The organism is Desulfuromonas acetexigens (assembly GCF_900111775.1).
Taxonomy (GTDB): Bacteria; Desulfobacterota; Desulfuromonadia; order Desulfuromonadales; family Trichloromonadaceae; genus Trichloromonas; species Trichloromonas acetexigens.
Genome location: NZ_FOJJ01000007.1, coordinates 49,638 through 66,991 on the forward strand (window position 1 = coordinate 49,638; position 17,354 = coordinate 66,991).

General features: G+C 59.7%; 13 protein-coding genes. 7 read left to right on the forward strand and 6 right to left on the reverse strand.

Annotated elements, in window-relative coordinates; translation table 11 throughout:
- Positions 1 to 55: 55 nt before the first annotated feature.
- From BQ4888_RS05495 to polA, 6 genes are all read right to left on the reverse strand, one after another.
- Positions 56 to 961 (reverse strand): SphA family protein, encoded by a 906-nt coding sequence (locus tag BQ4888_RS05495; protein ID WP_092054707.1) that lies wholly within the window; start codon positions 959 to 961, stop codon positions 56 to 58.
- 117 nt (positions 962 to 1,078) lie between these two features.
- The gene (locus tag BQ4888_RS05500; protein ID WP_092054710.1) at positions 1,079 to 3,100 is read right to left on the reverse strand and encodes a CHASE2 domain-containing protein; all 2,022 of its coding nucleotides are present in this window, start codon (positions 3,098 to 3,100) and stop codon (positions 1,079 to 1,081) included.
- Positions 3,100 to 3,618, reverse strand: coding sequence for an OmpA family protein (locus tag BQ4888_RS05505; RefSeq protein ID WP_170232966.1), 519 nt, complete (start codon positions 3,616 to 3,618; stop codon positions 3,100 to 3,102). The genes BQ4888_RS05500 and BQ4888_RS05505 overlap by 1 nt, the downstream gene beginning before the upstream one ends.
- A 124-nt stretch (positions 3,619 to 3,742) precedes the next feature.
- On the reverse strand, positions 3,743 to 4,183 hold the full coding sequence (locus tag BQ4888_RS05510; RefSeq protein ID WP_092054714.1) for a FecR family protein: 441 nt from the start codon (positions 4,181 to 4,183) through the stop codon (positions 3,743 to 3,745).
- Between the two features lie 133 nt (positions 4,184 to 4,316).
- Complete coding sequence (locus tag BQ4888_RS05515; protein ID WP_092054717.1) at positions 4,317 to 4,730, reverse strand: response regulator; 414 nt, start codon at positions 4,728 to 4,730, stop codon at positions 4,317 to 4,319.
- A gap of 93 nt (positions 4,731 to 4,823) precedes the next feature.
- A complete protein-coding gene (gene polA / locus BQ4888_RS05520; protein ID WP_092054720.1) occupies positions 4,824 to 7,496 on the reverse strand; it encodes a DNA polymerase I in 2,673 nt (890 codons plus the stop codon).
- 155 nt (positions 7,497 to 7,651) lie between these two features.
- Here polA and lon point away from each other — a divergent pair, with 155 nt between their 5' ends.
- The 7 genes from lon to BQ4888_RS17300 all read left to right on the forward strand — a co-directional run bounded on the left by lon (position 7,652) and on the right by BQ4888_RS17300 (position 17,216).
- Complete coding sequence (gene lon, locus BQ4888_RS05525; protein ID WP_092054723.1) at positions 7,652 to 10,066, forward strand: endopeptidase La; 2,415 nt, start codon at positions 7,652 to 7,654, stop codon at positions 10,064 to 10,066.
- A gap of 46 nt (positions 10,067 to 10,112) precedes the next feature.
- Entirely contained in the window at positions 10,113 to 10,343 is a 231-nt protein-coding gene (locus BQ4888_RS05530) for a hypothetical protein (protein WP_092054726.1), read from the forward strand.
- A 200-nt stretch (positions 10,344 to 10,543) separates the two neighbouring features.
- Positions 10,544 to 13,210 (forward strand): DEAD/DEAH box helicase family protein, encoded by a 2,667-nt coding sequence (locus BQ4888_RS05535; protein WP_092054728.1) that lies wholly within the window; start codon positions 10,544 to 10,546, stop codon positions 13,208 to 13,210.
- The gene (locus BQ4888_RS05540) at positions 13,203 to 15,197 is read left to right on the forward strand and encodes a site-specific DNA-methyltransferase (protein ID WP_092054731.1); all 1,995 of its coding nucleotides are present in this window, start codon (positions 13,203 to 13,205) and stop codon (positions 15,195 to 15,197) included. Before BQ4888_RS05535 ends, BQ4888_RS05540 begins: the two co-directional genes overlap by 8 nt.
- A gap of 2 nt (positions 15,198 to 15,199) precedes the next feature.
- Positions 15,200 to 16,282 (forward strand): Fic family protein, encoded by a 1,083-nt coding sequence (locus tag BQ4888_RS05545; RefSeq protein ID WP_092054734.1) that lies wholly within the window; start codon positions 15,200 to 15,202, stop codon positions 16,280 to 16,282.
- Positions 16,283 to 16,336: 54 nt separating this feature from the next.
- Positions 16,337 to 16,966 carry a hypothetical protein gene (locus BQ4888_RS05550; protein ID WP_140396594.1) on the forward strand — a complete coding sequence of 210 codons (630 nt, stop codon included), beginning with the start codon at positions 16,337 to 16,339 and terminating at the stop codon, positions 16,964 to 16,966.
- A gap of 82 nt (positions 16,967 to 17,048) precedes the next feature.
- Positions 17,049 to 17,216: a hypothetical protein gene (locus BQ4888_RS17300; RefSeq protein ID WP_205748049.1), complete on the forward strand. Its 168-nt coding sequence runs from the start codon at positions 17,049 to 17,051 to the stop codon at positions 17,214 to 17,216.
- Positions 17,217 to 17,354 lie beyond the last annotated feature (138 nt).

Consider the following 17,354-nt stretch of genomic DNA (forward strand, 5'->3'; position numbering starts at 1 on the left):
AATTGGGCAATCAGGAACACCTTTCCGAAGACGCTTTTCCCCGGGTGGATCAAACTTACAGATGCCAGACGAAGCGCAGGTTATAGCGCTCTCCCTCCGGCCGATTTTCCGCCTCGAATTCTTTATAGACATTGAAAAAGAGGTGCATGTCGGGGCTGATATGCCAGATGCCGCCGGGGCCGACGGCAAAAACCCGCTCGTCGTCATCGATGGAGCGGCCGTCGACCCGGGTATGAGTGAGCTGATCGAAAAAGTAGCCGTTGAGCCCGACCCGCAGGGTTTTGGGGAAGACGGCCGTATCCAGGGTGAAATTCCCGTGCCAGGCCTGCCCCGCCTTGAGCTCGTCGGCCCCGCCGAAGGGATCGTCGTTCGTGTCGTTCCACAGGTAGTGAATGCGCCAGGAGGCCGTCACTTCCTGGGTGAGAAAAAGCGTCGCTGACCAATAAGGATTGAAGGAGAAATGGTTGCTGCCGGGATTGAGCGCCCTCTTTTCGTCGTACTTCCCGGTCGGCCAGATGGTCTGCAGCTCGATGCGATTGAGCATCCGCGGCCCCTCCTTACCCATGATCGGATCCCATTGGAGAAAGGGACCGACGAGCAGGTCGCCGAAACCCGAATCCGTTTCCGGCAGGGGATCGCTGTCGATGAAAACCAGCGGCAGCATGACGTTGAGCCCCCAGCGGGCGCCGGGGAAAAGTTCCGTCGCCGACTGGTAGGTGGCCTGGGTGAGACTGATGGTGACATCGACCGAGGGATCGTCAAAGGGCAGGTCCGCCAGTTTGTCGGCGGTGTAGTACTGAAGATATTCGGTCAGATAGAGCCCGCTGCCGGCGGGAGGCGCGCCGTCGAGAAAACTGGTGAAGCCGAGGTTGACCGACGGCTGGTTGAAGGCGGCGACGGATCCGGCCGACAGGACCACGCCCAAGAGAAGGAAGATGCTCAACCGGTAGAATCGACGCATGACTGGCTCCTGTTCACATGAAAAAAGGCCGATAGGAATCGGCCTAGAATCATCGTTCACCCGAGGGCTTGTCAAGAAATAAAACCTTGTTCGCCCACAGCCACGCTCCGGCCGCGGCTACTTCAGTGGATCAACAATGCCGTTCGGCAACTCTTCGTTCTCCCCCTGCCCTTTCAAATCCCCGTAGATCCGCTTCCAGTCTTTTTCGACCCGGAGAAAGGCTTCCACAATTTCAGGATCAAATTGGGTACCGCTGCGTTGGCGGATGATCCGCACCGCCGCATCGTGACTGATGGAGGGCTTGTAAACCCGTTGGCAGACCAGGGCGTCGTAAACGTCGGCGATGGCCATCAACCGACCAGGCAGGGGGATTTCCTCCCCCTTGAGCCCTTCGGGATAGCCGCTGCCATCCCACCACTCATGATGGCAGTAGACAATTTCCCGCGCCGTCTGTAACGCCGGGCTGCCGGAAACCCCGGCACGGCGTTCCGCCTCATCAATCACCTGCCGCCCGTAGGTGGTGTGCTTCTTGATTTCCTCGTACTCCTCAGAGGTTAGCGGCCCGGGCTTGAGCAGCAGCAGATCGGGCACCCCGACCTTGCCGATATCGTGCAAGGAAGCCAGACGGCAGAGGAGATCGATGGTGTCGGGGGTGAGAATCTTGCCGTAACGGGGATGATGACCAAGCTCCTCCGCCACGGAACGCAGATATTTTTCCGTGCGCAGGATGTGCGCTCCGGTTTCGCTGTCGCGGATGCTGGCCAGGGAACAGAGCGACTGCATCATGAAGTTCTGCATGAACTCGGTCTGTTCCTGATGCTGATGAGAGCGGCGCTCTTCGAAGCGGAAACGCAGCAGGGTCGCGGCGCCGAGGATGGCACACATGAGTAGAACCGGCATGACCGGAGAGAGGAAGAGCCCATGCAGGTTGAGCAGCCAGGCGCTTCCGGTCCAGAGCAGCAGCCCGGAAAGGGCGGTCAGCAGCAGACCGACGGTCGGCGAAAGCCAGGCGAGCAAGATCGGCAAGAGCAGCCCGGAAACGACCAGCATGAGGATGTCGGCACCGGGAAACCAGCCCGGCACCCGGATGAAATCGCCGTTGAGGATGTTGGCAGCAATGCGAGCGTGGATTTCCACCCCGAGAAAGGTTTCACCCAAAGGAGAGACCAGGCGGGTATCAAGGCCGGTGGCGGCGACGCCGACAAAGACGACCTTGTCCTTGAGCCGAGCGGCGGCCTGGGGATCATCCAGCAGGGTCGCGGCGGATATCCGCTGCCAGCCGCCCCGAGCCGCCGGAAAATCGACAAGAAAATTACCCTGTTTATCCAGAGGAACCCGGCGCTCTCCCCACCGCAGGAAGAGTTCATTTCGGCCGGCCAGTAGCGCTGGCGTTTCCACGCCGTCGGCAAGAAGCAGGGTCGCCAGGGCCAGTCCGGGGTAGAGATCGCCCTGGGCGGTGATCAAGAGAGGGATGCGACGAAAGATGCCGTCGCGATCAGCAACGGCATTGAGAAATCCGGCGGCGGAAATGCTCTCGGCCAGTTCTGGCAGAATTCCCAGACGACCCCGGGCTTCAAAGAGACGGGATTCGGGCACGGGCAGGGCCAAGGCTGACGGTTCGGCGCCGGTCCAGACACCGGCGCCCGGTGCGTCGAAATGAACCTTGTACCCCAGGACAAAGGGGCCGTCGGCGAGAACCCGGGCCAGGGCCTGATCGGAATAGGGCGGTGTCGGCGTTTGAAACAACGCCTCAAGCCATTCCCGCAATTGCGAATCCAACGCCTCGGGGTGCATGCGGTCAGGCTCGGCGAGCATCATGTCCACCCCCACCGCACGGGGTTCGCCGTGACGCACCTGGTCCAAGAGCAGAGCGAGCAGCGAACGGGGCCAGGGCCACTGGCCGTACTCTTGTAAGCTGGGGTCGTCGATATCAACGATGACCACCTGGGGATCGTCGATGGATTCGGCGGAAACCCGGAGCAGCAGATCATAGACCCGCTGGTCCAGTTCGCTGACCAGTGCCGGTCGCCAAACCGAGAGGAGGCAGGCGAAAAGGGTGAGCCCCACCCCGGCCAGCAGGATGAGCCATCGCCCGCGGATGAGATCGCGACCGATCCGCGATTCGAGAAGATGCAGCATCAGCGCACGGTAATTTCGACGCGACGGTTGCGCGGCTCGGAAACCTCGTCGTCAGTCGACACCAGCAGATTGCGCTCGCCGTGGGAACTGGTTTCAAGCATCGTCGGATCAATCCCGGCATCGGTCAACATCGTAGCAATGATCGCGGCGCGCTCCTGGGAAAGACGCATATTGGCTTCGTTGGAACCGACCGTGTCGGTGTGGCCGACGACGCTGGTATCGACCGAGCGGCGCTCGCGGATCGTCGCGATAACCTCGGGGATGAGGGCTTGCGATTCTTCGGTAAGCGCCTTGGAGCCTTTTTGGAAATAGAGGATAAAGCGCCGCACCGGCTCCGGTTGCACCGCCAGGGCGTCGTGGAAACGGGCCTTGACTTCATCGGCAGAGAGGATCGTCGGGGCGGCGGGGGAAGCCGCAGAATCGGCGACAGCCGTCGCCTGCCAGGCCTCCCCGAGAGTTTGCGAACCTTGTGGATTGCTGACCGTAATGCTCCCGACCGTACCGCTATCGTCCGGCATGAGCACAAACAAACTTTGAGGGGGAGCCTGCGGAGCACTGCATGCCGCCAGCACTGCAGAGACAAAAAACACAACCAGTATTCGCGACAACAACTCCATCAGGCGATCCCTCCTTCTCGACAAGTTATCCGACGATATCCATGACAAAATGCGTTCCCCTCACCCCCACCGTTCCCACCGGGGTTTCCAGACGCACGGCATCGGGCGCGAGTTTGGAGATCTGCCCGGAAACAAAGGCCGCCATCCCCCGGGCCAAACGCAACACCAGTCCAAAACGCCCCTCGCCAGGGGCGAATTCGAACTGCTCGACAGCCAGGTCGCTGTTACCACCGAGAGAGAGACGGGTATCATCGCGAAAGACCACACCAACCCGGCCCGTCTCGCCGGTTTTTAGCTGATCGGCGCGATAGAGCACCGTCCCCGCCTCCGCCGCGATCGTCTCGCCGCCGCGCAGGACAAAAACCTCACCCTCAACGTTCTTGATGCTGCCGATACGCTCATCCTGAGCCTGGACAAATGTGGGACAAAAGACCAGCAGCACCAGAAGAATACATAACTCTTTCATAAACGCCCTCCACGTTCGCAGGTTGATGGCTTATCCACCGAGTCCTTGGCGGAACCACGCTATTCTAACATAAAAGACGGATAGAAACTTGGCGGGAAAACTCCGGGGAACAGCTTTGTGACCGGGGGGAAAATCAGACTTGAGCCGCTTGCCGGGTTTGTTCAACCGAATTGGCGCACTTTTCGTGCAAGGAACTGAAAATCATGTCGAGAACGGCTTTCTGTCGCATCTCATGCTTGTTCAGCACCGCCAGACAACTGCCCATGGGAAACTGTTTGTGCAGATATTCGGCGTCCCGCCCGGAAAGAATGATAATCCGGTTGCGGCCGACCCCTTTGGCCACGGCGTAGCCAAGCATTTTGCGGCCGTCGAGCCCCGGCATCTCCAGGTCAAGCAGCAGCAGCGCCAGCCCCTCGTGAATCGCTGCCAGGCCGCGGATCGGATCGAGACAGGTACTGAACTCCAGCGCCGGATAGCGCTCGCGGACATAGTCCTCGATATAGTCGAGAAACAATTGATCATCGTCGATCATGAGAACTTTTTGCATCGTTTCCATCCTCTTCGGAGCGGGGGCCGACATGAAAATTAGACGGCATAAACCCTGTCTGTCAAGGGATTATTTCGCCCATTCGGACCCTTGCTAATGGGCCTGGCGCCAGTTGGCGCCGACGCCGATGTCGACCAGCAGCGGCACGCTCAGCGCCACCGCCCCTTCCATCTCGCTCCGCACCAGTTCCCGCACCCGCTCCAGCTCGACTTCCGGCACGTCGAAAACCAGTTCGTCATGCACCTGCAGCACCATCCGCGTCTGTAGTCCTTCCTCCGTAAGCCGCCGGTGGATACGGACCATGGCGACCTTGACGATGTCGGCGGCCGAGCCCTGAATCGGGTAGTTGATGGCGTTGCGTTCGGCATAAGAGCGAATCGCGCCGTTGCTGCTGGCGATTTCGGGAACGGCGCAGCGCCGACCGAGCAACGTGGTGACGTACTGTTTCGCGCGAGCCTCCTCCTTCTTGCTCTCCATGAAGGTCTTGATGCCGGGATAGCGCGCGAAGTAGTTGTCGATGAAGACTTGCGCCTCGCGGGTCGGGATACCGAGGTCCTTGCCGAGGCTGAAGGCGCCCATGCCGTAGATCACCCCAAAGTTGATGGTCTTGGCCTGACGACGCATTTCGCTCGTTACCATCTCAGGGAAGACGCCGAAGACTTCGCTGGCGGTGCGTTTATGAATGTCCTCCCCCTGGGCGAAGCTCTCCTTGAGCACCGCCTCGTCGGCCAGATGGGCAAGAATACGCAGCTCGATCTGCGAGTAGTCGGCGGCGAGAAGCACATTCCCCTCGGCGGGGATGAAGGCCTCGCGGATGCGCCCCCCCTCCTCGGTGCGGATCGGGATGTTCTGCAGGTTCGGCTCGCTGGAAGAGAGCCGGCCGGTGGCGGTCACCGCCTGGTTGAAACTGGTGTGGATGCGCCCGCTATCGGGGTTGACCAGCTTCGGCAGAGCGTCGCAGTAGGTATTCTTGAGCTTGGCCAACGAGCGGTGTTCAAGGATGCGCGCCGCCACGGGATTCTGCTCGGCCAGGGCACTCAAGACCTCGACGTCGGTGGACCAGCCGGTCTTGGTCTTCTTCCCCTTGGGAAGTTTCAGCCGCTCAAAAAGCACCTCGCCGAGCTGCTTGGGCGAGGCGATATTGAAGGGGCCGCCCGCCAGTTCGTAAATCTCCCGTTCCAGGGCCGAAAGTTTCCCTTCCATCTCTTTCGACAGCGCCCCGAGAAAGTCGCTGTCGATGCGGATGCCGGCCCATTCCATGTCCGTCAGCACCTCGACCAGCGGCATTTCCACCTCATCGAAAAGCCGGCGCTGTTCCATTTCCTTCAACTTGGGTTCGAGCACTGCCTCCAGACGCAGGGTGATGTCGGCATCCTCGGCGGCGTAGTGGATGGCTTTTTCCACCTCGACCTCGGCGAAGCCGATCTGCTTCTTGCCGCTGCCCGCCACCTCGGCGTAACTGACGGTCTTGTGCCCGAGCAGGTCGCTGGCCAGAGCATCCATGCCGTGGCTCTTGGCGGCGGGCTGGGCCAGATAGGAGGCAATCATGGTGTCGAAAAACGGTCCTTTGACTTCGATCCCGGCCCGACGCAGCACGAGCAGGTCGTACTTGAGGTTCTGGCCAATCTTGAACAATGCGGGATCTTCGAGCAGCGGCCGCAGCGCTTCCAGCACGTGTTTGGAGTCGAGCTGTTCAGGGGCGCCCAGGTAGCGATGGCCGACGGGGAGGTACCAGGCCTCTTTCTCCTTGATCGAAAAGGAGAGGCCGACCAGATCGGCGCGCACCGCGTCGAGACTGGTCGTCTCGGTGTCGAAGGCGAAACGTCCGGCGCGGCGCAGTTCGGCTGTCAGTTCGTCGAGTCCGGCCGCATCCAGCACCCCTCGGTAACCACTGCCGTCGGCGCGGGTTTCCGTAGAGAATTCCTGGATGAGCTTGTGGAATTCCAGTTCCTTGAAGAGGGCGGTCAGCGCCTCACGGTTCGGTTCGGAAAAGGCGAAGCTCGAATAATCGAGCTCCAGAGGCAGATCATCGACCAGGGTCACCAGTTGCTTCGACAGCCGCGCCTGTTCGGCGAACTGCCGCAGCTTCTCCCCCATCTTCCCCTTCACCTCGGCGCTGCGCTCCAGCAGATTCTCCACCGTGCCGAATTCGCGGATGAGTTTGACCGCCGTCTTCTCACCGATCCCCGGCACCCCGGGAATATTGTCGGAGCTGTCCCCGGCCAGGGCTTGCACCTCGATGACCTTGTCCGGCGTGCCGCCGAAACGCTCCGCCACCTCCGCTGGACCGGAGACCTTATCCTTCATGGTGTCGAGCAGGCGAATGCGGTCGCTGACGATCTGCATCAGGTCCTTGTCGCCGGTGACGACGGTGATCTCCAGGCCCTCGGCGGCGAACTTTTTCGCCAGGGTCGCGATGATGTCGTCCGCCTCATAGCCCGCCTTCTCGATCGCCGGCATATTGAAGGCCCGCACCACCTCCTTGATGTAGGGGATCTGCGGCACCAGATCCTCGGGCATCGCCGTGCGGTTGGCCTTGTACTCGGGATAAAGCTCCTTGCGGAAGGTCGGCCCCTTGGCGTCGAAGACTACCGCCAGATGGTCGGGCGCATGCTCGCGCACCACCTTGAGCAGCATGTTAATGAAACCAAGAACGGCGTTGGTGGCGAAGCCCTTGGAATTGGAAAGATGGCGGATGGCGAAGTAGGCGCGATAGATATAACTGGAGCCGTCGATGAGATAAAGACGTTTGGGCTGGTCGGTCATGAAAGTCTCCCGGTGGATTCAAGTGGATGGCGGCGGGCATTATTTCACAGACAGAGCCGATCGCCAAACCCTATCGACGACTCGCCCGGTTGACAAACCCCGCCGGAATGATTAGCTTGCGGCGAACACTGGAAAATTAAGGAGCGGACTTATCCATGGCAGAAGATAAAGACGAACCAGTCGAAAACGAAGAGAATCCCGAAATCCCTGACCCTTCCCCCCAGCCTTCCGAGCTGGTGCTGGCCGCCGACATTCTTCCGGCTGCCCTGCCGATCCTGCCCTTGCGGCCGCGGCCGGCCTTCCCCAGCCTGCTGATCCCCATGGCGGCCACCGGCCCCCATCAGGTCCAGGCGGTGAAGAAGGCCCTGGAGAGTCCGTCCCAGGCCTTGGGGCTGGTCATGGTGCGCGACCTGGAGCGGGAGGACACGCCGGAGAACCTGCACAAAATCGGCGTGGTCGGCAAGATCGTCAAGGTCATCCATACCGACGACGACAGCATCCATTTTCTCATCAACTGCCTGGAACGCTTCTCCATCGAAGAGCTGACCGAGACCCCCGAAGGGCTCTTCGCCCGAGCGCGCTACCACTACGGCGCTGAGCTGTCGGTCAATCCCGAGCTCAAGGCCTATTCCATGGCGATCATCGCCACCCTCAAGGAGCTGGTGCAGATCAATCCCCTCTACTCGGAGGAGATCAAGCTCTTTCTCAACCGCTCCAGCATGAACGATCCCGGGCGACTGGCCGATTTCGCCGCCAACCTGACTTCCGCCGATGGCCAGGAATTGCAGGGAATTCTCGAAACCTTCGACGTGCGCCGGCGCATCGACCGGGTGCTGGTGGCGTTGAAAAAAGAACTGGAGGTTTCGCGCCTGCAGACCAAGATCACCAAGCAGATCGAGGAGAAGGTTTCGGCCCAGCAGCGGGAGTTCTTCCTCAAGGCCCAGCTCAAGGAGATCAAGAAGGAACTGGGGCTGGAAAAGGAAGGGAAGACGACCGAGATCGAAAAGTTTCAGCAGCGGCTGGAAGGACTCAAGCTCAATGCCGAGGCGCAGAAGGCAGTGGACGACGAACTGGAAAAGCTGCAACTGATCGAGCCGTCGTCGCCGGAATACAACGTCTCGCGCAACTATCTCGAGTGGCTGACCATCCTCCCCTGGGGCAAGTTCAGCAAGGACAGCTACAAGCTCGACCGGGCGCGTAAAATGCTCGACCGCGACCACTACGGTCTCGACGACGTCAAGGAGCGCATCCTCGAATTCATCGCCGTCGGCAAGCTCAAAGGCGACATCTCCGGCTCGATCCTCTGCCTGGTCGGCCCCCCCGGTGTCGGCAAGACCTCGGTCGGCAAGAGCATCGCCGATGCCCTCGGCCGGCAGTTCTACCGCTTCTCGTTGGGCGGCATGCGCGACGAAGCGGAGATCAAGGGACACCGCCGCACCTACATCGGCGCCATGCCGGGCAAATTCATCCAAGCGATGAAGAGCGCCGGCACCGCCAACCCGGTGCTGATGCTCGACGAAATCGACAAGATCGGCGCCAGCTATCAGGGAGATCCGGCCTCGGCCCTGTTGGAGGTGCTCGACCCCGAGCAGAACGGCAGTTTCCGCGATCACTATCTGGATGTCCCCTTCGATCTTTCCAACGTCCTTTTCGTCGCTACGGCCAACCAACTCGACACCATCCCGGCGCCGCTCCTCGACCGCATGGAGCTGATCCGCCTGTCGGGGTACATCCTTGAGGAGAAGATAGAGATCGCCAAGCGCTACCTGATCCCCAAGGCCCTCAAGAACCACGGCCTGCAAAAAGGGCAGGTGAGCATCCGCAAGGAGGCGCTGGTGACCATCATCGACGGCTACGCCCGCGAGGCCGGGGTGCGCAGCCTGGAGAACCGCATCAAGAAGATCATGCGCAAGGCGGCAATGGAGTTCGCCGGCGGCCGTAGCGAGAATATTGTCATCGGCAAGAAGGAGGTCGAAACCTACCTCGGCAAACCGGTCTTTGTCGCCGACGAGGTTTTCGAGAACGTCCCCGGCGTCGTCACCGGCCTGGCCTGGACCAGCATGGGCGGCGCGACGTTGCAGATTGAGGCGACCGCCATGCCGAGCAAGGGCAAGGGCTTTAAGCAGACCGGCCAGCTTGGCAAGGTCATGGTCGAAAGCTCGGAGATCGCCTATTCCTATGTCATGGCCCATCTCAAGGAGTACGGCACCGCCGAAGACTACTTCGACACCCACTTCGTTCATCTCCACGTCCCGGCCGGCGCCACGCCCAAGGACGGCCCCTCGGCCGGGGTGACCATGACCACCGCGCTGCTCTCGATGATCACCGGCCAGCCGGTGAAAAAGCGCCTCGGCATGACCGGCGAGCTGACCCTCACCGGCCGGGTGCTGCCCATCGGCGGGGTCAAGGAAAAGACGATCGCCGCCCGCCGCGCCGGGCTTACGACCCTGATCTTCCCCGAAGGCAACCGCAAGGACTTCGAAGAACTCCCCGATTACCTGCGCGAAGGGATCGAAGTTCATTTCGCCGCCGAATACACCGACGTCTTCCGCATCGCCTTGAAATCCTGACCAATCACCAGCAACCCATCACCAATCACTGACTTTCGGAGTCCCAATGACCGTCGAAGAACTCAAAACCGCCGTCCTCGCCCTCGACCCCGAGCAGAAAAAAACCTTCATGCTCGAAACCCTCACCCCCCTCGCCGGCGACGCGGTCAAGGATCCCGCCTTTCTCATGCAGCTTTTCCCCGTCTTTCTCGGCATCCTCAAGGAAAGCGGCATGGATCTGCAGCAACTGCTCCAATTCGCCATGATGATGAACGGCGGGCCGAAAACCGGAGCCTGATTCAACCCCGGGATACGTCTTGACTTTCCCCGGTGGAAAGGCTTGAATGCGGCATGTTTTCATGCTGTTTTCACGATTAACGTCGGGGGAGAGATGAGCTTTATCATGCGATAAACACGAACCGCCCGTCCGGCCTCATTCGGATGGGCGGTTCGTTTGCTTGCCCCCATGGTAACCGCACCCCGGTTCACGGATCACTCATGACCCACCTCTACCAATTGCTCGCCGATAACGTCCGTCTCTGGCGCGAAGCCGGTTATCCCTGCGAGAAATTCCCGGCCATCGGCGAGATTCTGCAATTTCAGACCGCCGACGATTCGGGCCGGAACTTGCGTTTCCTGCGCCCGCCGCAGTTCCGGGCGCTGGAGGTCTACTGGCATCTGCGACTGGTCGAGAAGACGCCGCATATTCTTGACCTCTACAAAGCCGGCTACCGGAAAAAGGCGGATTTAATCAAAGCGCTGGGGATTCCGCAAAAAGCCTTTGAAGAAGCCGACTACGACGTCGAGCCGCTGCTTGCGCGCATCAAAACCGACGACCGGTTCGTCAAGGATTTCAAGCTTGAAGCCCTGCGCGAAACCCTGACCCTGGAATATCCCAGCTACATCCTGGCGCTGGCCATGGGCGCCGGGAAAACCATCCTGGTCGGGGCGATCATCGCCACCGAATTCGCCATGGCGCTGGAATATCCGACCACCGGCGACGATCTGAAAGATGCCTTTGTCGAAAATGCCCTGGTCTTCGCGCCGGGGAAGACCATCATCGAGTCGTTGCGGGAATTGGCTGAAATCCCCTTCGACAAAATCCTTCCGCCGCGTTTTTTCAAGGGGTTCGCCGCCTCGGTCAAGCTGACCTTCACCCCGGACGGGGCCAAGGACATTCCGGTCATCCGCAACTCGAATTTCAACATCGTCGTCACCAACACCGAAAAAATCCGGATTCAGAAGCCGACCGTGCGCGCCGGCAAGGGCTGGACCCAGTTGCAGCTTATGGAAAAGGAAAAGCAGCTTTCCGAGGATGCCAACCTGCGCTTGCAGACCATCGCCAGCCTGCCGCATCTCGCGGTTTTTTCCGACGAAGCCCACCACACCTACGGCCAGGCCATGGGCGAGGAGTTGAAAAAGGTCCGCAAAACCGTCGATTACCTGCACCACAACAGCCCCAACCTGATCTGCGTCGTCAACACCACCGGCACCCCCTATTACCAGAAACAGCCCCTCAAGGACGTCGTCACCTGGTACGGACTTTCCGAGGGGATCAGGGATCGCATTCTCAAGGACGTTTCGGGCAACATCCACGCCTACAGCTTCGACGCCGGCAACGCCGACAAATTCATCGCCGAGGTGGTCAAGGATTTTTTTACCGACTACGGCGAGGTCGCGCTCCCCAACGGCGCCCCGGCCAAGCTGGCGCTCTATTTTCCCCAGACCGACGATCTCGAAGAACTGCGCCCCGCCATCGAAGCGGCGCTGACCCTGGCCGGACAATCACCCGCCGTCGTGTTGCGCAACACCTCCGCTTCGAGCAAGGATGAAATCGACGCCTTCAACCGGCTCAACGACCCGCACAGCCCGCACCGGGTCATCCTGCTGGTCAACAAGGGGACCGAGGGCTGGAACTGCCCCAGCCTGTTCGCCTGCGCCCTCGCCCGCAAACTGAAAAACTCCAACAATTTCGTGCTTCAAGCCGCGACCCGCTGCCTGCGCGAGGTTCCCGGCAACAACGCCAAGGCCCGTATTTATCTTTCGATGGACAACCGCGCCGTGCTCGACAAGCAGTTGCGGGAAACCTACGGCGAAACCCTGGACGAACTTTCCCATGCCGGCGGCGAGACCCTGACCGTCACCCTGCGGGTACGCAAGGCCCAGCTGCCGCCGCTGGTGATCGAACAGACCTTGCGCACCGTCACCCGCGTAGGGGCGATTGGCGAATCGCCCTTGTCTTTGAATATGCCGACTGCAACCAAGGAACAAAGTCTGACCCTGGCGCGGTTCGACATCGCCAGGCAGCAGGCGACGACGGCGGTGCTGCGGCAGATCGGCGAGGGCGTCACCATCGCCACCGAGCCAGACGGCGAAGATCTGTACACGGCCGCCGCCAAGCTCGCCGAATGGTATCGCCTCGACCCGTGGCCGCTGCACGCCGAACTGAAACGGCTTTACGGCGACGGCGGCGACGTGCCGACGGCCCATCTCGCCGAGCTTTGCCGACAGATCGAGCAACAGGTCTGCGCCTACGAAGTGAAGGAAACCAAGGTCGAAAAGGCGCTGGCGCTCATCAAGCCGGAGGGCTTCACGCGGGAGGAAACGGCGGACGGCGCGGTGATCTACACCGCCGAAATTCGCATTCCCAAAGACAAAGGGCATCTGTTGAGTCCCTGGCCCGACGGGAATTTCGGCTACCATTACGACCCGTACAACTTTGACTCCAACCCCGAAAAGAGCTTTTTCGCCGATCACCTGCTGCCGCATATCGAGGCACATCCCGACGAGGTCGAGGACATCTACTTTATCGGCGGGCTCACCGACCCCGGCAAGACGGATTTTTTCGTGGAGTACAAGGATGACAAGGGGCACTGGCGCAACTACTTCCCCGATTTCCTCATCCGCCTGAAAGGGAAAGGGAAGCAGCCGGGCAAGTGCCTGATCGTGGAGATCAAGAATGCGCAGTGGGAAACGACCGTCAACGACGAGCTGAGAAGCGGCAGGGCGGTGAGCAAGGAAGGGCGCAAGGCGATGGCGATGACGCGCTGGGTCGATCTGAACCCCGCGCGGTTGAAATACCAGATCATTTTTGCCGACAACGAGCCGCCGCGCGACGAAGTGGCCAAGGCCAAGGCGTTTGTGACCGAGGGAAATCATGAGTGAGAAAAAAGAGATCAAAATCGCCGCCGCCAAGGGCCGCCCGATGCTGACCTGGGTGGGGAAACGGCCGTTGCGCAGCGTGACCGCCTTTCCCGCGCAGCATGTGGAGACGTTCTCCCCCGCAGACGTAGGGGCGATTCATGAATCGCCCGTCTGGAAAGATTGGCCCGCCGCCTACCCCCAGGGCGGCCTGCTCTTTCACGGCGACAACAAGGAGGTGCTGGGGCACCTGCTGGCCAACGGCTTTCGCGGCAAGGTCAAGCTCATCTACATCGACCCGCCTTTCGACTCCGGCGCCGACTACGTGCGCAAGGTGCAACTGCGCGGCGGCGCGGCCACCGCCAAGATCGACGGGGAGAGCTACGCCCTCGGCGAGCAGATTCAGTACACCGACATCTGGGCCAACGACAACTATTTGCAGTTCATGTATGAGCGGCTGATGCTGTTGAGGGAGTTGCTGGCGGAGGATGGGTCGATTTATTTGCACTGCGACCAGCGAAAGCAGCATCATCTCAGATGCATACTTGATGAAATCTTTGGCTCAGATTCCTTCAGAAATCAAATCAGTCGGATAAAGTGTAACCCCAAGAACTTCGAACGAACGGCATTTGGAAACATCCATGATATTGTTTTTTTCTATGCTAAAGGTCAAAACAACACATGGAATGATCAAGTTGAAGAACTTGACTCCGAAGACATGGAGAGGCTTTTTGGAAAAACAACTGAGGATGGGAAAAAGTACACGACCGTTGCCCTCCATGCTTCCGGTGAGCGAAAAGGGCCGACTGGTGAACCTTGGCGAGGCATAAAACCCCCGCCTGGCCGACATTGGGCATATGTCCCCGAGATGCTTGATAAATTTGATGATGATGGGCGAATCGAATGGTCCTCCACAGGAAATCCAAGGCTTATTTTATATGCTGAGGATCAAGGGAATCGTCGGGTACAGGACGTTTGGACCATGAAGGACCCTATCTACAGCATTTACCCGACCGAAAAAAACAACGATTTGCTTTGCCGAATTATCCATGCTTCAACAAGGCCAGGGGATTTGATTCTCGACTGTTTCATCGGCTCCGGCACCACCGCCGCCGTGGCCCAGAAACTCGGCCGCCGCTGGATCGGCTGCGACATCAACAAGGGGGCGATCCAGACCACGGCCAAGCGGTTACAGGGGATCATGGTGGAACAAGCCAGGGCGATTCATGAATCGCCCCTACGGTTGCCGGGGATGGAGAGCGGCGAGGGAGCCGCGCCCGCGCCGACGCAGTTATCCTTCACCGTCTGGCGGGTCAATGACTACGACCTGAAAATCCAGCGCAACGAGGCGATTCAGCTCGCCTGCGAGCATGTCGGCGTCGAACGTCTGCCCTCCGACAGCTTCTTCGACGGCAAGCTCGGCAAAAAGTTGGTCAAGATCGTCCCCTTCGAGCATCCTCTTTCCCCCCTCGATCTTGAGGAACTGAAACGGGAACTCGAAGCGCGCCCCGAGTTGGAAAACACTGTCGTCTTCGTTTGTCTCGGCATCGAACTGGCCGCCCGCACCTGGATCGAAGATTGGAACCGCCTGCGCAAGGGGGCGGAAACCGTTAACAAAATCGAAGTCATCGAACTGCGCACCGACGAGAAATACGGCAACTTCATCAAGCACGAACCGGCCGCGGCCAAGGTCGCCATCGCCCGCGCCGGCGACTCCATTACCGTCACCATCGAGGACTTCATCAGTCCGACCATCCTCAAGCGCCTCGACATGGACACGCCCCTGTTCAAGGCCAAAATCGCCGACTGGCGCAGCCAGATCGACTGCGTGATGGTCGACACCGCGTATGACGGCGCGGTTTTCAACGTGGTGCTCGCCGACGTGCCGGCCAAGAAAACCGACCTGATCGACGGCGCCTACACCCTCCCCGCGCCGGAGGGAAAAACCACGGTCGCGGTGAAGATCGTCGATATGCTGGGGGAAGAAGTGCTGGTTACGGAAGGGATTTAACCATGAACTCCCTCGCCCCGATCTATGTCGAAAAAATCGTCGTCCCCCAGCGCCTTGTTTCCACCATCCGCCAGATCGGAGAACACAAGGGGAAACAGGAGCTGTACAAACAGCAGGCCCCGGAGATGCTGGAAAACCTACGCCGGGTCGCGATGATCCAGAGCACCGAATCTTCCAACCGGTTGGAGGGGATCGTCGCCGACGAAAAACGTCTGCGGGCGCTGGTGGCCGAGAAAACCGCCCCCGCCAACCGCTCGGAGGCCGAGATCGCCGGTTATCGCGACGTTCTGAATACCATTCATGCCAGTTACGACCACATCCCCTTTTCCGATAACGTCGTCCTGCAACTGCACCGCGACTTGATGAAATATGCGGGCAAGGAAGGTGGGCGCTGGAAATCGGTCGCCAACGAAATTACCGAAATCCTGCCTGACGGAAATAAACATGTCCGCTTCGTCCCGGTCGCACCGCACCAGACCGCCGAAGCCATGCGTGTTCTACATGACCGTTACAACGAACTGACCCGGAGGCAGGAGTGGGACCCGCTGCTGCTCATCCCTTTCTACGTGCTCGATTTTCTCTGCATCCACCCCTTTCTTGACGGCAACGGCCGCATGGCCCGGCTGCTGACGGTGCTGCTGCTCTATCAGAACGGCTACGAAGTGGGGCGTTACATCAGCCTGGAGCGAATCGTCGAGCAGAGCAAGGAATCGTATTACGATACCCTCTACGTCGCCTCTCAGGGCTGGCACGAAGGAAGACACGACATCCTCCCCTGGACCGAATATCTGCTCGGCACCATTCTGGCCGCCTATCGCGAATTCGAAGGGCGTTTCGGCCGAATCTCCAGCGGCGTGGGGAGCAAAACCGACATGGTATTGAACGCCATCGACGGGATGGTTGCCGACTTCGGTATTGCGGATCTGGAGCGAGCGTGCCCATTGGTCAGCCGGGACATGATTCGGCACGTACTTGTAACGCTGCGAAATGAAGAGAAAATTGAAAACCTGAGCAAGGGAAAGTATGCTAAGTGGCGCAAGCTTAAAGCGGTAACGAATAAATTCAATGGGGCAACCGATGCCTAGTTATTACCACATTGAATCATCCAATTACTATATTGGACCTTGATTATTCCCTTTTTGGATTTTGAGCTCCCACCATTCTTCGACGGCAAACTCGGCAAAAAGCTGGTCAAGATCGTCCCCTTCGAACATCCCCTCTCCCCCCTCGATCTGGAGGAACTGAAACGGGAACTGGAGGCCCGGCCGGAGTTGGAGAACACCGTCGTCTTCGTTTGTCTCGGCATCGAGCTGGCCGCCCGCACCTGGATCGAAGATTGGAACCGCCTGCGCAAGGGGGCGGAAACCGTTAACAAAATCGAAGTCATCGAACTGCGCACCGACGAGAAATACGGCAACTTCATCAAGCACGAACCGGCCGCGGCCAAGGTCGCCATCGCCCGCGCCGGCGACTCCATTACCGTCACCATCGAGAACTTCATCAGTCCGACCATCCTCAAGCGCCTCGACATGGACACGCCCCTGTTCAAGGCCAAAATCGCCGACTGGCGCAGCCAGATCGACTGCGTGATGGTCGACACCGCGTATGACGGCGCGGTTTTCAACGTGGTGCTCGCCGACGTGCCGGCCAAGAAAACCGACCTGATCGACGGCGCCTACACCCTCCCCGCGCCGGAGGGAAAAACCACGGTCGCGGTGAAGATCGTCGATATGCTGGGGGAAGAAGTGCTGGTTACGGAAGGGATTTAACCATGAACTCCCTCGCCCCGACCTATCTCGAAAAAATTGTCGTCTCCCAACGCTTCATTTCCACCATCCGAGAGCACTGACTATGCCCTTCGACCCGCAAAAGCCTTACAACGACCTGCCGTTGCTACCGCCCCCAGTGGAGTTGGAAACCAGGGCGGTGCTCAAGCAAGCGATTGCCGCCAACAAGGCTCTGGCCGAGTTGAAAGGGGCCGGCAAATTGATCCTGCAGGGACACATCGCCAAAACATAGGTAAAAAATTTGTAACTATTCAGCACCCCACCCGCATGTCTACGAGAATGGTGGGCGATACGCCAACTAATCCGCCTGCATGAACCGAGGGGATTTCCCCTCAAATAAGAGACGCAACGCTTCGGACGCACTGACGCC

What these genes read in the sequence shown, in the direction of transcription:
- BQ4888_RS05495 (WP_092054707.1), bottom strand. Translation starts at nt 961, where the DNA reads ATGCGTCGATTCTACCGGTTGAGCATCTTCCTTCTCTTGGGCGTGGTC.
- BQ4888_RS05500 (WP_092054710.1), bottom strand. Translation starts at nt 3,100, where the DNA reads ATGCTGCATCTTCTCGAATCGCGGATCGGTCGCGATCTCATCCGCGGG.
- BQ4888_RS05505 (WP_170232966.1), bottom strand. Translation starts at nt 3,618, where the DNA reads ATGCCGGACGATAGCGGTACGGTCGGGAGCATTACGGTCAGCAATCCA.
- BQ4888_RS05510 (WP_092054714.1), bottom strand. Translation starts at nt 4,183, where the DNA reads ATGAAAGAGTTATGTATTCTTCTGGTGCTGCTGGTCTTTTGTCCCACA.
- BQ4888_RS05515 (WP_092054717.1), bottom strand. Translation starts at nt 4,730, where the DNA reads ATGCAAAAAGTTCTCATGATCGACGATGATCAATTGTTTCTCGACTAT.
- polA (WP_092054720.1), bottom strand. Translation starts at nt 7,496, where the DNA reads ATGACCGACCAGCCCAAACGTCTTTATCTCATCGACGGCTCCAGTTAT.
- lon (WP_092054723.1), top strand. Translation starts at nt 7,652, where the DNA reads ATGGCAGAAGATAAAGACGAACCAGTCGAAAACGAAGAGAATCCCGAA.
- BQ4888_RS05530 (WP_092054726.1), top strand. Translation starts at nt 10,113, where the DNA reads ATGACCGTCGAAGAACTCAAAACCGCCGTCCTCGCCCTCGACCCCGAG.
- BQ4888_RS05535 (WP_092054728.1), top strand. Translation starts at nt 10,544, where the DNA reads ATGACCCACCTCTACCAATTGCTCGCCGATAACGTCCGTCTCTGGCGC.
- BQ4888_RS05540 (WP_092054731.1), top strand. Translation starts at nt 13,203, where the DNA reads ATGAGTGAGAAAAAAGAGATCAAAATCGCCGCCGCCAAGGGCCGCCCG.
- BQ4888_RS05545 (WP_092054734.1), top strand. Translation starts at nt 15,200, where the DNA reads ATGAACTCCCTCGCCCCGATCTATGTCGAAAAAATCGTCGTCCCCCAG.
- BQ4888_RS17300 (WP_205748049.1), top strand. Translation starts at nt 17,049, where the DNA reads ATGCCCTTCGACCCGCAAAAGCCTTACAACGACCTGCCGTTGCTACCG.